Source organism: Pseudoalteromonas sp. PS1M3 (genome assembly GCF_016865405.1).
Taxonomy (GTDB): domain Bacteria; phylum Pseudomonadota; class Gammaproteobacteria; order Enterobacterales; family Alteromonadaceae; genus Pseudoalteromonas; species Pseudoalteromonas marina.
Map to the genome: position 1 here is coordinate 295,647 of NZ_AP022624.1, position 17,075 is coordinate 312,721.

12 protein-coding genes, 1 rRNA gene and 1 pseudogene are annotated in these 17,075 nt (G+C 40.1%); 13 read left to right on the top strand and 1 reads right to left on the bottom strand.

Annotated elements, in window-relative coordinates:
- Positions 1–55 precede the first annotated feature (55 nt).
- The 5 genes and pseudogenes from rrf to PS1M3_RS01445 all read left to right on the top strand — a co-directional run bounded on the left by rrf (position 56) and on the right by PS1M3_RS01445 (position 5,964).
- Positions 56–170 (top strand): 5S ribosomal RNA (rrf, locus tag PS1M3_RS01425).
- Between the two features lie 362 nt (positions 171–532).
- Positions 533–1,309 carry a VOC family protein gene (locus PS1M3_RS01430; RefSeq protein ID WP_203985835.1) on the top strand — a complete coding sequence of 259 codons (777 nt, stop codon included), beginning with the start codon at positions 533–535 and terminating at the stop codon, positions 1,307–1,309.
- A gap of 135 nt (positions 1,310–1,444) precedes the next feature.
- Positions 1,445–1,807, top strand: coding sequence for a hypothetical protein (locus tag PS1M3_RS01435; RefSeq protein WP_203985838.1), 363 nt, complete (start codon positions 1,445–1,447; stop codon positions 1,805–1,807).
- Complete coding sequence (locus tag PS1M3_RS01440) at positions 1,804–4,134, top strand: fatty acid cis/trans isomerase (RefSeq protein ID WP_203985841.1); 2,331 nt, start codon at positions 1,804–1,806, stop codon at positions 4,132–4,134. The genes PS1M3_RS01435 and PS1M3_RS01440 overlap by 4 nt, the downstream gene beginning before the upstream one ends.
- Positions 4,135–4,243: 109 nt before the next feature.
- Positions 4,244–5,964: pseudogene (locus tag PS1M3_RS01445) on the top strand (response regulator).
- A 392-nt stretch (positions 5,965–6,356) separates the two neighbouring features.
- Here PS1M3_RS01445 and PS1M3_RS01450 read toward each other — a convergent pair.
- Positions 6,357–7,235 (bottom strand): TraB/GumN family protein, encoded by an 879-nt coding sequence (locus PS1M3_RS01450; protein WP_138741106.1) that lies wholly within the window; start codon positions 7,233–7,235, stop codon positions 6,357–6,359.
- Between the two features lie 668 nt (positions 7,236–7,903).
- Between PS1M3_RS01450 and ilvG the strand changes: the two genes are divergently transcribed.
- The 8 genes from ilvG (at position 7,904) to PS1M3_RS01490 (ending at position 17,027) form a co-directional block, all read left to right on the top strand.
- On the top strand, positions 7,904–9,553 hold the full coding sequence (gene ilvG / locus PS1M3_RS01455; protein ID WP_138741107.1) for an acetolactate synthase 2 catalytic subunit: 1,650 nt from the start codon (positions 7,904–7,906) through the stop codon (positions 9,551–9,553).
- Complete coding sequence (ilvM, locus tag PS1M3_RS01460; RefSeq protein WP_006793049.1) at positions 9,550–9,792, top strand: acetolactate synthase 2 small subunit; 243 nt, start codon at positions 9,550–9,552, stop codon at positions 9,790–9,792. Before ilvG ends, ilvM begins: the two co-directional genes overlap by 4 nt.
- Positions 9,793–9,891: 99 nt before the next feature.
- Positions 9,892–11,748 (top strand): dihydroxy-acid dehydratase, encoded by a 1,857-nt coding sequence (gene ilvD, locus PS1M3_RS01465; RefSeq protein ID WP_008133264.1) that lies wholly within the window; start codon positions 9,892–9,894, stop codon positions 11,746–11,748.
- A 2-nt stretch (positions 11,749–11,750) separates the two neighbouring features.
- Positions 11,751–13,304, top strand: a complete 1,554-nt coding sequence (gene ilvA / locus PS1M3_RS01470) for a threonine ammonia-lyase, biosynthetic (RefSeq protein ID WP_203985843.1) — start codon at positions 11,751–11,753, stop codon at positions 13,302–13,304.
- Between the two features lie 95 nt (positions 13,305–13,399).
- Complete coding sequence (locus PS1M3_RS01475; RefSeq protein WP_138741109.1) at positions 13,400–14,443, top strand: ABC transporter substrate-binding protein; 1,044 nt, start codon at positions 13,400–13,402, stop codon at positions 14,441–14,443.
- A 59-nt stretch (positions 14,444–14,502) separates the two neighbouring features.
- A complete protein-coding gene (locus PS1M3_RS01480; protein ID WP_138741110.1) occupies positions 14,503–15,693 on the top strand; it encodes a methyltransferase in 1,191 nt (396 codons plus the stop codon).
- Positions 15,694–15,718: 25 nt separating this feature from the next.
- Positions 15,719–16,378: a carbonate dehydratase gene (gene can / locus PS1M3_RS01485; protein ID WP_039036235.1), complete on the top strand. Its 660-nt coding sequence runs from the start codon at positions 15,719–15,721 to the stop codon at positions 16,376–16,378.
- 4 nt (positions 16,379–16,382) lie between these two features.
- Positions 16,383–17,027 carry a hypothetical protein gene (locus tag PS1M3_RS01490; RefSeq protein ID WP_008133255.1) on the top strand — a complete coding sequence of 215 codons (645 nt, stop codon included), beginning with the start codon at positions 16,383–16,385 and terminating at the stop codon, positions 17,025–17,027.
- Positions 17,028–17,075: the final 48 nt, after the last annotated feature.

A 17,075-nucleotide genomic window follows, 5' to 3' on the forward strand; every position in this document is an offset into this window, starting at 1 on the left:
AGATATTTTCCAAATTCAGTTAGTGCGTAGGAATACGGATTAACAACCAAATTTGCTTGGTGACAATAGCGTTTTGGACCCACCTGATCCCATGCCGAACTCAGTAGTGAAACGAAACAGCGCCGATGATAGTGTAGCATTTGCTATGTGAAAGTAGGACATTACCAGGCTTCAAATAAGAGAAACCCGTTACAGCGATGTGACGGGTTTTTTGCTGTCTGGGGTTTAGTAAATTCACTACCCCTATACTTGATCAACTATTTCTTCATGGCTATCTGATAAATAACTTAATTAGATATACAGTATTACCCTAGTAAGCTCATTTTGCCCAATTTTCTTAATACACGGAGCTAATAACCTAGATGGTATTCAGAAATACAGCCCCTGTTTTAGATAGCATCATTTAGATTTCAGCAAGTTCCCTATATATCTCATCGACTCTTAGCAGTTATTGATCTAAGCTAATTAAAAAATAATCTTGCGTACTATATTTCAAGAGTATGTTTGATATAAAAATAACAAAGGCTTTTATATGGATAATTATCCTCAGGGTATTTTTTGTTGGTCAGAGCTTTGCACACATAATTGGAAAGAAGGTAAAGCTTTTTATACCTCTCTATTTGATTGGGGTCATGATGATCAGCCAATTGGCGATGGTATTTTTTACACTATGCTCCAGAAAGAGGGTGACGACATTGCCGCTATGTACGAAATGCCAAAAGAGCAAATTCAGGAGGGTGTTCCAAGCAGTTGGTTAACTTACATTGCTGTAGATGATGTAGATCATTGTGCAATTAAAGCGAAAGAGCTTGGGGCTAAAATAATTGCGGGTCCGCACAATGTTATGGATGCAGGTCGTATGCTGATGTTTACTGATCCGGGGGGAGCAACCGTTGCATTATGGCAAGGAAAAGATCATAAAGGATGTAAACGTTTATCAGAGCTATCAACGCCTTATTGGCATGAGTTAGCGACGCGAAATAGCAAAGTAAGTAATGAGTTTTACTGTGCTTTACTAGGTTGGAAGAGCGAAGTGAAACCTATGGACAACATGGAATATACTTTATTTATGGTAGATGGTAAGCCGATTGCTGGAATGCTGGAAATGAGTAGCGAATGGCCTGATGATGTCCCACCTCATTGGATGATTTACTTTGCAGTTGACGACTGTGATTCTGCCCTTAATAAGGCGAAAAAGCTGGGAGCCCAAGTATGTGTACCTTCTACTACAGTACCAGACGTTGGCCGATTTGGTGTTCTTTGTGATCCTCAAGGTGCTGTTTTTTCGGTGATCCAAACGAAGGATTAAAGCGTTTACAATATGCTGATAAGTACATGAGAGAGTTGTCTTGCACTAAGCTACTTTGGTTATTGGCATTAACGTTTAATTTTTTGTTATTTTGTTATAATGCCAGTTATATAAATTATGCATGTTGAGTAGACCATGGAATTTGAACAAGATAGCAATTTAACGCTCCCGTTATTTTTATTAAACGAGTCCTTAAGTGAAAGGGATGTAGAGCAGCCTGATTTTGAAATATCAGTAGCGCTCGATGATGAGTTACTTGCTCAAATTTGCCAAAATCCCTCAGAAGACAGCAGCATAGCTATTACAATAACAAGTTATGAGCTGTTAATAGCCGATCCTTCTTACAAATATATGTTAGAACAATCACACCACGCGCAAATAACTTTAAATCATGGCCCTCTATTGAGTGTTGTACTAAATACTGAGAATCAAGATGTATTTATATCTCCGCAAATGGATATGATGCCGACCTTTGATTTAGGTGATGAAGGCGAATGAATAAACTCATAGGCATCGTTACATTAGTTATTTTAAGTGGTTGTGCATACTTAGGTAATGCTCATTACAATGAGCTATTTGGCACTGAGCAGGCCCAGCAGCGTATCGTATCTCATACTACTGGCGAAGGGGCTAATTTTTTACAGAATGTGAAGCCGGTGCTCGATACTCGGTGTGTTGTGTGTCATGGTTGTTACGATGCACCTTGTCAGTTAAAGCTATCATCCCCTGAAGGGATAGATAGAGGGATAAGCAAAGACCTTGTTTACGACGGAACTCGTTTACTTGCTACAAAGCCGAGTAGATTGTTATTTGATGCTACAACCACAGAGCAATGGCGAGAAAAGAACTTTACTCCTGTTTTAAATGAGCGAGTACAAACTGAGGAAGCTAACTTAGCTGGTAGCGTCTTGTTTAATAGTTTAGTACTGAAACAAAGCCATGAATTGCCTGCAAATGAAATATTAAATAATGAATTTGATTTTTCGCTGAGCCGCTCTCAAACCTGTGCCACTATGGGAGAATTTGATCAATTAGCGGGTGAGCAACCTCATGCTGGTATGCCTTATGGATTACCGGGCGTATCCCGTGATGAATTTAATCATTTGCAGAAGTGGCTCAAAGCAGGCGGTAAAATGGCGCATATTGACCCGCCAACAGAGTTTGAACTTGAGCAGGTTAAGCGTTGGGAAGCATTTTTAAACCAAGATGATTTGAAGTATCAGTTATCGGCTCGCTATATATACGAGCATTGGTTTTTAGCTCACATATATTTTGATCAAAAGACCCCTGATAACTTTTTTAAGCTCGTCCGTTCGAGCACACCTCCAGGCGAAAAAATAAAATTAATAAGCACACGTCGACCTTATGACGACCCTAAAGTTAACCGTGTTTACTACCGATTTTTGCATGATCGCAGCACTGTTTTATCTAAAACTCACTTACCTCTTAAGCTAAATGATGAAAAGTTGACGCGCTTGTACCAACAGTTCATTGCACCAGAGTATACGGTTAAAAGTATGCCTAGCTATAAGGCAGAGTCTGCATCTAATCCGTTTAAAACGTTTGAAGTGATCCCAATTGATTCTAAATATCAGTTTATGCTTGATGAAGCTGAGTTGATTATTATGGGCTTTATTAAAGGGCCTGTCTGTCGTGGTCAGATAGCGTTAAATGTGATTAACGACCACTTTTGGGTTGCTTTTGCTGATCCAAATAAAGTGGCCACCCCAGCGGTTGGACAAATGATAATGCAGCATGAAGACGCACTTGAATTACCAGCTGCAGAAGAAAGTAATGCGTTCCCTATTGCTAATTGGGTTAAATACTCAGCTCTGGAGCAAAAGTATTTGAAAGCAAAGGTCAATTTAGCAAATGAGATGTTTAAAGGCGGTGAGCATTTAACAACAGATTTATTGTGGAAAGGAGATGGTCATAATAAAAATGCAGCACTGACTATTTTTCGTCATTTTGACAGTGCCACTGTGGTGAAAGGTTTTATTGGCCAAGAGCCAAAAACAACTTGGATTTTAGATTATGCCTTATTCGAGCGTATACATTATTTACTGGTTGCTGGTTTTGATGTTTACGGCAATATTGGGCACCAGTTAGTTACGCGTTTATATATGGACTTTTTACGCCTAGAAGGAGAACAAAACTTCTTAGCATTATTACCAGAAAACAAACGAGAAAAAATCAAAGACCAGTGGTATCGTAAATCACCACCAAGTCTTGCTGAGTTTTTTAAAAATAACCGTGAATTTAGTCAGCCAAGCGGAATAACTTATAAAACAAATACCCCTCAAAAAGAATTGTATGCACTAATGAAAGAGGCGCTAAGTCCAGTGCTAAGTGAGCACTACGATTATAAGCAAGTACCTAAATCGTTAAGTGCCATTAATGCTATGCCGGCAAAAGCAGTAAATTTATTACCGCAGTTATCGTTTGTATTAGTAAAGCAAGATGACGATAGCCATAAGGCTTACACGATTATTCATCATAACGCGCATTACAATATTTCGAGCTTATTAAATGAAGACGGTCAACGAGCTTTTGACGAAGACACGGCAACAATCGTCCCCGGCTTTATAGGTGACTACCCAGCCTCTATTTGGTATTTAAATAATGAACAACAGGTTGAGGCTTTTGCTGAACAGTTACCTATGATGCAAGTAGAAGCTGATTACGCAGCCTTAAAAACTAAATTTGGAATTAGACGTTCTCATCCACAGTTTTGGCAATACAGCGATATTTTACACGCTACAGCAAAAAAATACCGTGGTGTTGAATATGGCTTGTTCGATTACAACCGTTTAGAAAATAGATAGTAAGCCCTCTTATATAGCCCAGCTCTGAGTTGGGCTTTTTTATATTTATAGATTACGCATAGATATTGATGTAATTGGACTACACTTAAACCAAAAAGTTAGGCTAACTATGTTTGAAGTTGTCGCAAATATTCGCCTACGTAATCGGTGGGCATTAATCGCTATTGCGGTATTAATTAGTGTTTCTGTATCACTAATGCAGTACTTTTTTTCAGTACAAAAAAATGATGCAAACATTATTAACATTGCTGGTAAACAGCGAATGCTGTCGCAAAAATTGCATGGCATGGTGATAAGTTATTAACCTCGCAAGTTCCTAGTACTAGTCATCAGCAGTCTTTAGATGCATCGCTCAGTCTATTTAAAGCAAACCATCAATATTTATTGTTAAAAAACGATAATGGTCAATATAAATACCTCAGCCCTGAGCTTATAAAGTTATATATACAATCACCTATTGAGCTAGATTTGCGCGTGCAAAAATTTATCCAACAGGTAGAAGGGCTGCTGTATAAACAGGAAAAAATAAACCCCAATGTGTTTTCTGTTAAGCGCATGGAAGAGTTACTAAAGTATTTAGATCAAGCTGTTGGCTTATTTGAAAAAGCGTCCGTTAAAAAAGTGGCCTGGGTGTCTTCAGCCGAGCTATTTTTTTGGTTGCTAACTATGTTATTGCTTATTGGTGTATTACGTTTTGTGTTCATACCGATGGAAAAGCAGATCACTAAGGCGTTATCAAAGTATCAACAGCAAAAAGATTTTGCGCAGCAAGTGAGTAAAAATAAAGAACACTTTATAGCTCGAGCAAGTCATGAGTTTAGAACGCCCCTACAAGGTTTTGTTACCTCGATTGATTCGTTAGAGGTCAGTCATAGCCAAAAATCGATTAAAACACAGGCCTCTTATTGCGCATCAAGAATAATAGCAATGCTTGACGAACTTCAAGATTTACAGGCGCTTAGTTTGGGCCGTTGGGCATTAAAACCGTCAAATGAAAACTTACTTCAGTCATTCAATAAAGTGCTTTTAGGGTATGAATTTGGTTACAACCAAAAAGGCATTGCCTTAGTTAGAGCACTTGATTCGACACTTGACCAAGCTATAAAACTAGATCATCAACGCTTTCAGCAAGTGTTAGCTGAGTTAGTTGGCAACGCATTAAAGTTTACAGAAGAGGGGGCTGTTACTGTTAAGGCTTGTGTTAGCAATAAGCAATTAACAGTAACAATCACGGATACAGGTTCAGGGTTAACCAAGCCAGTCAGCAGGTCAACCTTTGATTCATCTAATCAAAATAATCACTTTCAAGGGTTAAGAACAGGCCTTGCAAGGGTGCAGTACATTGTTGATGCTTTTGACGGAAATATTGTGTTTGAAAATACATCGCCAAATGGGGTGTGCGTTACGCTGAAAATGCCCGTTGTGATTGATGAAAGTGCACCTTCGTTAAGTGCACTGTTACCTAAAAATATGCATTGTTTAGTTGTTGAAGATAACCCGTTAAACATGCACATTTTAACCCGTATTCTTTCACAGCTTAACTACAGCTATGAATGTGCAAAAAACGGAAAGGCCGCATGCGAGATGGCAACTAAAAACGAATACCAAGTCATTTTTATGGATTTAAATATGCCAATAATGGATGGCTTTGAGGCTATTAAAAAAATACGCATTTTTGACGCTAATACGCCTATTATTGTGGTTACCGCTAATACATCAGAAAGTGATATTGCAATTACCACTCAATTAGGTGCAAATGGGCATGTTTTTAAACCTATCAGCACGCAAACGTTAGCTGAAGTGTTAATAGGTAGCTTAAACCCTAAATAATAAATTGATTATATAGCGTTATTTTCAGCGTTAATTTAGTAAAAATTATTTGCAATAGGTAATCTAAAACGCTCAATTGGTCTTTTTCAAAGAGAGATTCTATTTGAGAAAATTACATGTATTTTTTCTGTAAGTGGGATACCAATCCGCCATCGTACTTAATCATCTTGTGGGGCTAAACGTGTCGCCTTCTGCGCTATAAAACGCCTATTTAGAAAAATTGAACAACGAAAATTCAACTTGTTATCAACAGTGTTTTTTAAATCAAAATCGGTTTCTTAATTAGTATTTGTTGAACTTAGCGCATTGATTTACGTTTTTTAATAGAGCTTAAACTAATAATATTAGCAACCCTTAGGGCAATTAATATCACCCTAGGTATAACAATGAGGTTAGAGTCGAGTAACACTGAAACCTTTATCTTTTAACTGCTTTATTAAACCATGCTGCTCTGGTAAGTGCAGCGCGCCTACTGCAATAAATAGCTTTTCGTTATTTAAGCGAGGAACAAGTTGCTCTACCCATTTGTTATTACGGTTTATTAGCATGACTTGCTCGCTTATTTCACCATAATTACTCTCGTCAAAACTCATATTGTAGTACTCGGTAAGGGTATCCATATCGCCATTTTTCCATGCGTTTACTAGCTTAATAAAGTATGTATTAATATCGCTAAGCTGTTCAAAGGTTTCTTCAATCATTTCATTACTTAATAGCGCCATACCATCAAACATTTGTAACTGCTGCTCTAGGGTTTCTAGTTCACCAATTTTAATGTTGTTCTCTTTAGCGTAAGCAAGTACTTGCTTGTCTATGCCTGTTTGATCAGAAAAGCCTGCATTTTGAAACTCAATTTGCATCATAGTCACCATTACAGCCCAAGGTTTGAAGTTGCTAAACATAGCAATATCAATCGATTTTTTTGCAAAGTAATTTTTAAGCTTATTGTAGTTTTGTTTTGATAGTTCTGTTTGTAATGTTTTACCATTTTTAAGCATCATTAATGGCATTGAGCGCTGTTGCATTTGAAATGGAGTCAGTTTGCTAATATCCACTTCTACAATAACGTGTTCGCTCTCATCAATCGCTTTGGTAACGTTTGCTGGTAAGCCTTTCATGCTGGCGTCACCTACGTGTACGGTGCCAAACAAATACGAGCTAGTGCCATTTTTTTCTACTTTATATAAAGCTGGTGCCGCAACGTTATTAAAACTAAGTACTGTAAATAGCACCATAATAAAAAAATGACTAATACGAGGTATCGCTTTCATAGTTTGTCCTTCAAATCCTGTTGTTGAGTCAAACAAATACTAACCTAAATTTGCCTATACAGCAGTGCTAAATTCAGTATTTATCAATCGTCTTTTGTGAGGTTATTGGTACTAATATGTGCGCTCAGTGGAGTATTTGTTCTATTTACGTTTTTTGATTTAGTACAGTTGCAAACCATGATTATTAAAACTATTCGGAAGGTCTAAACATTATCTGTATAAAAAATTAATTTAATTTTTACTAAAACTCAAAAATTAATCAAACCATAAATGGGGAATATAAGAATAGTGAATTTCTATACTTTAAATTAAAACATAAAAATTCCTTTATGGTTGTATTTAGTGAATTTTAAAACCACTTAATTTGAGTTTTAGCAGTTTTTTTGAATTGAATTTGGTGTTGACTTAAGCCGCTCAGCGCGGTACTAATACATAACAGAGCGAGAGATAAACTTTCGCAACAAATTATTTAAATTTGGTGTTAATTACATGCTTACAACTGCACTTAAACTAGTCCTTATTATTATCGTGGTGATTATTCCCGCGAGGGCTTTGTAGTGCTATAAACTTGAGCATTAAAAAGCCCTCCGCACTTAACAGTTCGGAGGGCTTTTTAGTTTTAAGGGTAAAAATTAATTAGGTTGTCACTGAAGAATGAGGATTTATTAATGACAGGCGCAGAACTCACAATCGACTTATTAGCCAAACACGGCGTTAAAGAGGTATTTGGCTACCCTGGTGGAGCCATTATGCCAATTTACGATGCGCTGTATGGTGCGCCAGTCAAGCATTACCTCACTCGCCACGAGCAAGGTGCTGGTTTTGCTGCTGTAGGTTATGCCCGCAGCACAGGTAAATTAGGCGTATGTTTAGCAACATCAGGCCCTGGGGCTACTAACTTAATAACAGCACTTGCAGATGCAATGATGGACTCAGTACCATTATTAGCAATTACTGGCCAAGTACCTACTGCAGCCATTGGCTCTGATGCATTTCAAGAAGTGGATGTACTAGGTATGTCGCTTTCATGTACAAAACACAGTTACATGGTCGAGCGTCCAGAAGATTTAGCCGAAATACTACAAGAGGCCATGCACTTAGCCCAAAGTGGTCGCCCAGGTCCTGTGCTTGTAGATATTCCAAAAGATATTCAAATGGCGCAAGTGCCTTTTAAACCATGGCTAGCCGCTGATGAATACTTACCGCAGCTTGATTTAAACCAAGTGGCCATTGCCAATCAGTTATTAAGTGAAGCTAAGCAACCTGTGGCGTATGTAGGTGGCGGTGTACAAGCCGCTGATGCGCAAAATGAGTTAATGCAGTTTTTAAATAAAACGCAGATGCCTGCGGTATCAACACTTAAAGCGTTAGGTAGCGTATTACCAGATTACGAACACTACCTAGGCATGCTAGGCATGCACGGTACACAAGCCGCTAATATAGCGGTGCAAGAGTGTGATGTTTTAGTGTGTATAGGCGCTCGCTTTGATGACCGCGTAACTGGGGATTTAGCTAAATTTGCCGCTAAAGCAAAAGTAATTCATTTAGACATAGATGCGGCCGAAGTAGGTAAACGTAAACCAGCTAAAGCCTCATTAATTGCTGATTTAAAAACCTCATTACCGGCACTTGAGTGCTTTGTAACCTCTAAAGCATGGTGCGATATAAATAAGCAGTTAAGCGTAAAACATGCGTGGCGATATGACTACCCAGGCGAAAAAGTATTTGCCCCGTATTTATTGAACCAATTAAGCCAGCGTATGCCAAAAACAGGCGTAGTGTGCTGTGATGTAGGGCAGCATCAAATGTGGGTAGCGCAACACATGAAGTTTAGCCACCCGAGCAACCATTTAAGTAGTGGTGGCGCAGGCACTATGGGCTTTGGTTTACCAGCGGCTATTGGCGCACAAGTAGCACGTCCAGACGATTTTGTAATAACGGTGTCGGGTGATGGCTCAATCATGATGAACATTCAAGAGCTTGCGACTATTCGCCGTAACAATTTACCAGTAAAAATACTAATATTAGATAACCAACGCTTAGGTATGGTTCGCCAATGGCAGGAGCTATTTTTTGAAGGACGTTACTCTGAAACAAACCTTTCAGATAACCCTGATTTTGTTCAGTTAGCCGCTGTATTTGGTATTCCTGGGCAAACAATTACACATGCAAATCAAGTTGATGATGCAATAACAGCATTAGTTAACAGCAAAGGGCCGTATATAGTACATGCCTGCATAGACGATAAAGAAAACGTATGGCCACTTGTACCACCAGGGGCTGCAAATGACGAAATGATTACGGAGAAAGCACAATGAAACACAGCCTAACTATTGCATTAAAGAGCCAAAGTATAGCGGTCGAGCGTTTTTTACGTGTAGTGCGTCACCGTGGTTTTGATCTTACGCATTTTCAGCTCAATATGGATGATGGCCACTACAATGTTGCAATGACAGTAGACAGCGATAAACCAATCCATCTTTTAACAAGCCAGTTAAATAAGCTGGTGGACGTTAAAGAAATCACTTTACAAAATTTACAGCAACAAGCTGTGTAATTGCTAACAACACAAATTTACGAGTAATTGAATAACTGTTACTCACCAATTTTTAGAATGAGGAATGCCCGCTTACACAGCGGCAAAACAGAGGTAACTATGGCTAAATTAAGAAGTGCAACAACAACTGAAGGACGTAAACGCGCAGGCGCACGTGCATTATGGCGCGCAACAGGCATGACCGACACCGACTTTGGTAAACCAATTATTGCTGTAGTTAACTCGTTTACGCAATTTGTGCCAGGGCACGTACACCTTAATCAGCTAAGTGAGTTAATGGCTGAAACAATCACGCAAGCGGGTGGTGTACCAAAAGAATTTAATACTATTGCAATTGATGACGGTATCGCAATGGGCCACGGGGGCATGCTTTACTCACTGCCTTCGCGCGATCTCATTGCCGACTCAGTTGAGTACATGGTTAACGGCCACTGCGCCGATGCGATGATCTGTATTTCTAACTGTGACAAAATCACCCCAGGGATGATGCTTGCAGCGCTACGCTTAAACATACCGGTTATTTTTGTATCGGGCGGACCAATGGAAGCGGGTAAAACGAAACTTGCTAACATTGATATCAAATTAGATTTAGTCGATGCCATGGTAAAAGGCGCTGATGAAACAGTAAGTGATGCAGATTCAGAGCAAGTAGAGCGCTCTGCATGTCCTACTTGTGGGTCGTGTTCAGGTATGTTTACTGCAAACTCAATGAACTGTTTATTAGAAGCTATTGGCCTTGCACTACCGGGTAACGGTACAACGCTTGCAACCCATAAAGATCGTAAGCAGCTATATGTAGAAGCGGGTGCTCGCATTGTTGATTTATGCCGTGAGTACTACCAAAAAGATAACCAAGACGTATTGCCACGCGCTATTGCTAACAAAACAGCCTTTATGAACTCTATGGTTGTTGATATTGCTATGGGTGGTTCATCTAACACCGTACTGCATTTACTAGCAGCCGCACAAGAAGCTGGCGTAGATTTTGACATGTCGCACATTGACGAGTTATCTCGTAAAACCCCATTTTTATGTAAAGTAGCTCCAGCAACAGCGCAGTACCACATTGAAGATGTTCACCGCGCTGGTGGCATGATGGCAATTGTGCGTGAGCTAGGCAAAGCCGGTTTAGTTGATTTATCGGTAAACCACGTTGCAGGTATGACTATGGGTGAGCTTGTTAAAAAATGGGATGCGACAGATCCTAAAAACGAAGCGGCACAAAAGTTTTACCGCGCGGGACCAGCTGGCATTCGTACTACAAAAGCAATGAGCCAAGAGTGTCGTTGGGATGAAGGCGATAACGACCGCGAACATGGTTGTATCCGCAGTGTTGAACACGCATTTAGACAAGATGGCGGCTTAGCTGTACTTTCAGGCAACTTAGCGGTTGATGGCTGTATTGTTAAAAGCGCGGGCGTAGTTGACGAAATGCTGCATTTTGAAGGCACTGCAGTGGTATACGAATCACAAGATGATTCAGTAGAAGGCATTTTAAACGACGAAGTAAAAGCCGGTGATGTTGTGGTTATTCGTTACGAAGGCCCTAAAGGCGGTCCTGGTATGCAAGAAATGCTTTACCCAACGAGCTACTTAAAATCAAAAGGTTTAGCTGAAAAGTGTGCGCTGATCACAGATGGACGCTTTTCGGGCGGCACGTCTGGTTTATCTATTGGCCACGTATCGCCAGAGGCGGCAAGCGGTGGTGCTATTGCGTACGTTGAAAATGGCGACAAAATTATTATTGATATTGCAACGCGTGAGATCACGCTTGCATTAAGCGAGGAAGAGCTTGAAGCGCGTAAGCAAAAGCAATTAGCGCGTGGTAAACAGGCGTATAAGCCCCTTGACCGTGAGCGTTATGTTTCGTCGGCATTAAAAGCCTATGCACTACTTGCAACTAGTGCAGATAAGGGCGCAGTGCGTGACTTAGAGAAACTGGAGGAGCTGAGCTAATTATGGTTTCTCAAGAGCTCGATTATTTTCGTGCAATTATTCAAGCAAATATGGAGCCCTTGGCTAAAGTCACTGAGGTCAGTGAAATGCCTGACCTTAGCGCTAAACTTGGCAACCATGTATGGCTTAAACGTGAAGATCAACAGCCCGTGTATTCGTTTAAATTACGCGGCGCATACAATAAATTAAATAAGTTGCCAAAAGGGTCTGTTGTAATTACTGCATCGGCTGGTAACCATGCTCAGGGTGTTGCATTAAGCGCTTCGCATTTAGGGCATAAGGCAACGATTGTAATGCCTGTTACAACACCAGAAATAAAAGTTAACGCCGTACGCGCTTTAGGCGGTGAGGTTGTATTGCATGGACATCAGTTTGATGTAGCTAAAGCGCACGCGCTTGAGCTCACAGAGCAGCGTAATGGCATTTTTGTCCCACCATTTGACGATCCTGACGTTATTGTTGGGCAAGGTACTGTAGCGCGAGAACTCATGCAGCAGCTCAATGAGCTTGATGCGGTATTTATTCCCGTTGGAGGCGGTGGCTTACTGGCAGGCATGGCTGTTTATATAAAGTCACTTCGTCCTGATATCAAAGTCATTGGCGTAGAAGCTGATGAGAGCGCCTGTTTACAAGCTGCACTTGAAGCGGGTGAACCGGTAGAGCTTGACCGAGTAGGTAGTTTTGCCGATGGTGTAGCGGTTAAAATTATTGGCAAGGAAACATTTCGCTTAGCACAAAAGTTTTGCGATGAAGTAATCACTGTGACTAGCGATGAAATTTGCGCCGCCATGCAAGATATTTTTGTGTCTACTCGTGCAATTGCAGAGCCTTCTGGCGCTCTTGCAACGGCAGGGCTTAAAAAGTGGAGCCAACAATCGCTCTTAAAAGGGTTGCATTTAGCAGCTGTGCTTTCGGGCGCAAATTTAAACTTTGATCGCTTACGTTATGTCGCTGAGCGCACTGCGCTAGGTGAAAAAAACGAAGCGTTATTAGCCGTTACCATCAAAGAAGAAAAAGGCAGTTTTAAACAGTTTTGTGCGTCTTTAGGTGGCCGTGCTATTACTGAGTTTAACTACCGTTATGCAGGGCCTGGTGAAGCGCAAATATTTGTAGGTATTGCTCTGCGCCAAGGAGAGCAGGAGCTCAATGAGCTCAAGCAGGACCTAACTCAAAACGATTACACATTTTGCGACTTATCAGATAATGAACTTGCTAAATTGCACGTACGCTATATGGTTGGCGGTAAAGCACCCGAAAAACTGCATGAACGTTTGTTACGTTTTGAGTTTCCAGAATACCCCGGCGCACTAGCGCGCTTTTTAGATACGCTAGGCAACGATTGGAATATCACATTATTTCATTATCGGAGTCAAGGCGGCTCAATGGGTTATGTATTAGCCGGTTTTGCTATTGAACCTGAGCAATTTGAGACTTTTAACGAGCATTTAAATGACTTAGGCTATAGCGTGCAAGATGAAACGCATAATCCGTGTTTTACACAGTTTTTAACGACGCAACCTCTTTCAGAAAAAACCGCAAAGCTCGCTTCAGTTTAACAGCCATTAAAGAGCAAGTACCTTACAAGGGTGCTTGCTTTATCATTTGTTTTACATATAGTTACTGATACCGTCATTAACTTGAGGAAACTTGGTTGTTACTTAAAGGATTAATACTTGGATTGTGTTTTTTTTGTGGCCAAATTGCGGCGCAAGAATCGGTCACTTTACAATTAAAATGGACGCATCAGTTTCAGTTTGCTGGTTACTACATGGCTAAAGAAAAAGGGTTTTATAAAGATGTGGGTCTTGATGTAACCATAAACCCAGCAGATCTAACAATGCCCGATGCGTTTAGTGCTGTGGCTAATGGCGACGCCGAGTTTGGTGTAGGTCACTCGGGTATTTTACAGGAACGTATAAACGGCCAATCTTTTGTAGCAATGGCGCCTATCTTGCAATATTCACCTTATTGCTGGATGGTCAAAGACACCTCTGATATTTTTCATCCTCGTGATTTTGTAAATAAGCGTATAAGTAAAGTGAGTCACAATGATAGCAATGAGTTAATGGCTATGCTGACACGCAGCGGAGTTAATACGCGTTTGCTTAGTGTATACAACGGTGACAACCCAAGCCAAGCCTGGATTGAGAACAGGCTCGATGCGATGCAAGTTTATCTATCTACAGAGCCCTACAATATGACTCAAAGAGGTATATCACATCGCCTAATATGCCCTCAGCGTTACGGTATAGACGTTTATGCAGATATCTTATATACCACTGGAAAAATGTTAAGCACATCCCCAGAAACCGTTGAAAAATTTTACCAAGCCAGCCTAAAGGGGTGGCGCTACGCAATGATGAATATGGATGAGGCCATTGCGGTTACCCAAATACTTTACGCACCTAACAAAAGTTTCCATGAATTAGCATACGAGGCTGAAGTATTAAAAGAGTACATTATGCCAGCAACAACTAGCCTGGGGCATATGTCTATTCCAAAATGGCGCCTAATTGCAGACTTGTACGGTATTCACCAAACTGATTTTGATAATGTTAAAGCCAGTTTTATTTATAAATATCAGCGACCAGAAAAAATGGAACTATCGTGGATGTTAATTGCAGCGATGATTGTGAGTGTTATCTCTATACCGTTGTATTTGCGCTTAATGTTTAGTAAAAAAATAACCGTTTAATGGCTGTTAATGTTAATGTTACTGATACAATTGGCTACCTTTCAATAAATTAAGCTGTTATGACATTAGCCGAGCAATTTACTTCACTTGACTCTATTTTAAAGCGTACTCGTACCTATTGGCAGTGCACCGCTTTTGACTTTGATGCGATCCCTTGGCCCGAACTGCGAGGCATATTAAATAGCTTAACAGATGAGCAAGTAGCAACGCTTGATACCAAGCAGAATGAATTAATAGACTTCTTTAATCCACACATTAAGTTACTTGATGAATTACAGCTATTATGTAAATTACCTCAGGCAAATACCCTCCGATATAATTACCCTTTTTGGATTAGTAACGGCATAAAAGGGCGTAAATTCGAACAACTCCAAGACTTTGTATCTGCGTTGCCAAACACAAAATTACCGGTATTAGAATGGTGTGCGGGTAAAGGGCACTTAGGTCGTATGCTCGCATTTAACGGTGCCACGCAGGTCAGCAGTGTTGAGTTGCAAGCAACATTATGCGAACAAGGCCAAAAAGCAGCACTGCAACAAGGCTTGGCAATGCAATTTAGCCAAGTTGATGTATTAAAAGATGATACTACATCACTTTTTAATACACAGATGCATGCTGTGGCGCTTCATGCATGCGGCGCTTTACATCAGGCTATGATGCGCAAAGCAATAGCTGCAAACGTGCAGCAAATTAGCTTTTCACCTTGTTGCTATCATTTATTCACACCTAACGATTACTTACCAATGAGCGAGCTTGCCAAGCAAAGTCAGCTTAGATTAACTCATCGTGATTTAAAACTGGCTTTGCAAGAAACAGTAACCGCGCCAACTCGTGTTGATAAAATACGAAAAACAGAACTTGAGTGGCGGTTGGGCTTTGATGCACTCAGGAGGTCAATTACTAATGAATTGCACTATGTTAGTGTTCCCTCTGTTAATAAGGCCGTGTTCTCAGGTTCATTTAAATCATTTTGTGAGTGGGCGGGCGATAAAAAAGCCTTAAAAATACCGCAAGATGTTGATTATGAATATTTTTTATCAGTGGGTGTGGCTCGAAAAAAGATCACTGACAGAGTTGAACTGGTTCGACATGTGTTCAGAAGAGCAATTGAGGTTTGGCTTGTGCTCGATCGTGCTTTATATTTGCAACAGCATGGCTATCAAGTAAGTATTAAAACCTTTTGTGAAAAGCAGTTAACGCCTCGGAATATTTTAATTCTTGCCAATACTAACCCTTCAACCAACAACTAGTCGTTTTGGCTTAATAAGAGATGCAATGAGAAAATTAAAAAATTTGTTCGATAATAATAAAAACTGGGCTGCGCGAACAAGCGAAGCGAATCCAGAGTTTTTTAAAATTTTATCTATGCAGCAAAACCCTGAGTACTTATGGATTGGTTGCTCAGACTCTCGTGTACCCGCAAACCAAATAGTTGATTTATTACCCGGAGAATTATTTGTACACCGTAATGTAGCAAATGTCGTTGTACATACCGATCATAACTGTTTATCTGTTATGCAGTATGCGGTAGAAGTACTAAAAGTTAAACACATAATGGTTGTTGGCCATTATGGGTGCGGTGGCGTTCAAGCTGTACTAAGTGATGCAAAGTTTGGTTTTATTGATAACTGGCTTCGACATGTTGGCGATGTAAAAGAAAAGCACATAGAGCAACTTAACAGCATTGACGAAGAGCAGCGCTTAAGTCGCCTTATTGAGCTTAATGTAATAGAACAAGTACGCAATGTATGCCGTACCAATATTGTGCAAGATGCATGGGAGCGCGGCCAAGATTTAACAATACATGGTTGGGTTTATGGTTTAGAAAACGGCCACTTACATGATTTAGAAGCCGTTGTTACGTGCGCGGAAGAAGAGTCGGACAGTTATAAACGTGCAATACAACATGTTTTTAAAAAAGCAGGTTGTGAGTAAATAAATGACAAAAACGGCGGTTGTTATTGGCGCAACAGGTTTAGTTGGGTCTGAGCTTTTAACTGCATTACTCAGTTGCGCTGAGTATAGTCAGGTTGTCGCGATAACACGCCGAGCGTTACCACTTTCCCATCCTCAGTTAACTAATCACGTTATTGATTTTGAAAAGTTGACTCAATACCGCGATTTCTTTAAAGGTGATGTGTTTTTTTCGTGCTTAGGGACTACGCTTAAGCAAGCGGGCTCTGTAGATGCGCAGCGTAAAGTGGATTTTGACTATCAATTTATCGCCGCACAACTTGCAGCATGCAATGGCATAAGCCATTATTGTTTAGTGTCATCAAGTGGTGCTAACGCAAATAGCAATAGCGCTTATTTAAAAATGAAGGGGCAGCTAGAGCAACAGGTTGTGCCATTAGCATTTAATAAAATAAGTATTTTTCAACCGTCGTTGTTAATAGGTGAGCGAGATCACTTTAGATTAGCTGAAAAAATAGGCAGTGTGATTTTACCATTGCTTACAAAAATTGGTTTCTTAAAGCGTTATAAACCTATAACAGGAAAGCAAGTTGCTTTAAAAATGTTAGCGGTGAGCTTAGAGCAAAAAGAGGCGCAAAAATATTATGTGCTTGATGAGTTATTTATCTAGATTTTTGTTAGACATAAAAAAGCAGCTCAGGCTGCTTTTTTATGTGTT

Excerpts from the sequence above, each read along its gene's own strand:
- PS1M3_RS01430 (WP_203985835.1), top strand. The coding sequence starts at position 533 with ATGGATAATTATCCTCAGGGTATTTTTTGTTGGTCAGAGCTTTGCACA.
- PS1M3_RS01435 (WP_203985838.1), top strand. The coding sequence starts at position 1,445 with ATGGAATTTGAACAAGATAGCAATTTAACGCTCCCGTTATTTTTATTA.
- PS1M3_RS01440 (WP_203985841.1), top strand. The coding sequence starts at position 1,804 with ATGAATAAACTCATAGGCATCGTTACATTAGTTATTTTAAGTGGTTGT.
- PS1M3_RS01450 (WP_138741106.1), bottom strand. The coding sequence starts at position 7,235 with ATGAAAGCGATACCTCGTATTAGTCATTTTTTTATTATGGTGCTATTT.
- ilvG (WP_138741107.1), top strand. The coding sequence starts at position 7,904 with ATGACAGGCGCAGAACTCACAATCGACTTATTAGCCAAACACGGCGTT.
- ilvM (WP_006793049.1), top strand. The coding sequence starts at position 9,550 with ATGAAACACAGCCTAACTATTGCATTAAAGAGCCAAAGTATAGCGGTC.
- ilvD (WP_008133264.1), top strand. The coding sequence starts at position 9,892 with ATGGCTAAATTAAGAAGTGCAACAACAACTGAAGGACGTAAACGCGCA.
- ilvA (WP_203985843.1), top strand. The coding sequence starts at position 11,751 with ATGGTTTCTCAAGAGCTCGATTATTTTCGTGCAATTATTCAAGCAAAT.
- PS1M3_RS01480 (WP_138741110.1), top strand. The coding sequence starts at position 14,503 with ATGACATTAGCCGAGCAATTTACTTCACTTGACTCTATTTTAAAGCGT.
- can (WP_039036235.1), top strand. The coding sequence starts at position 15,719 with ATGAGAAAATTAAAAAATTTGTTCGATAATAATAAAAACTGGGCTGCG.
- PS1M3_RS01490 (WP_008133255.1), top strand. The coding sequence starts at position 16,383 with ATGACAAAAACGGCGGTTGTTATTGGCGCAACAGGTTTAGTTGGGTCT.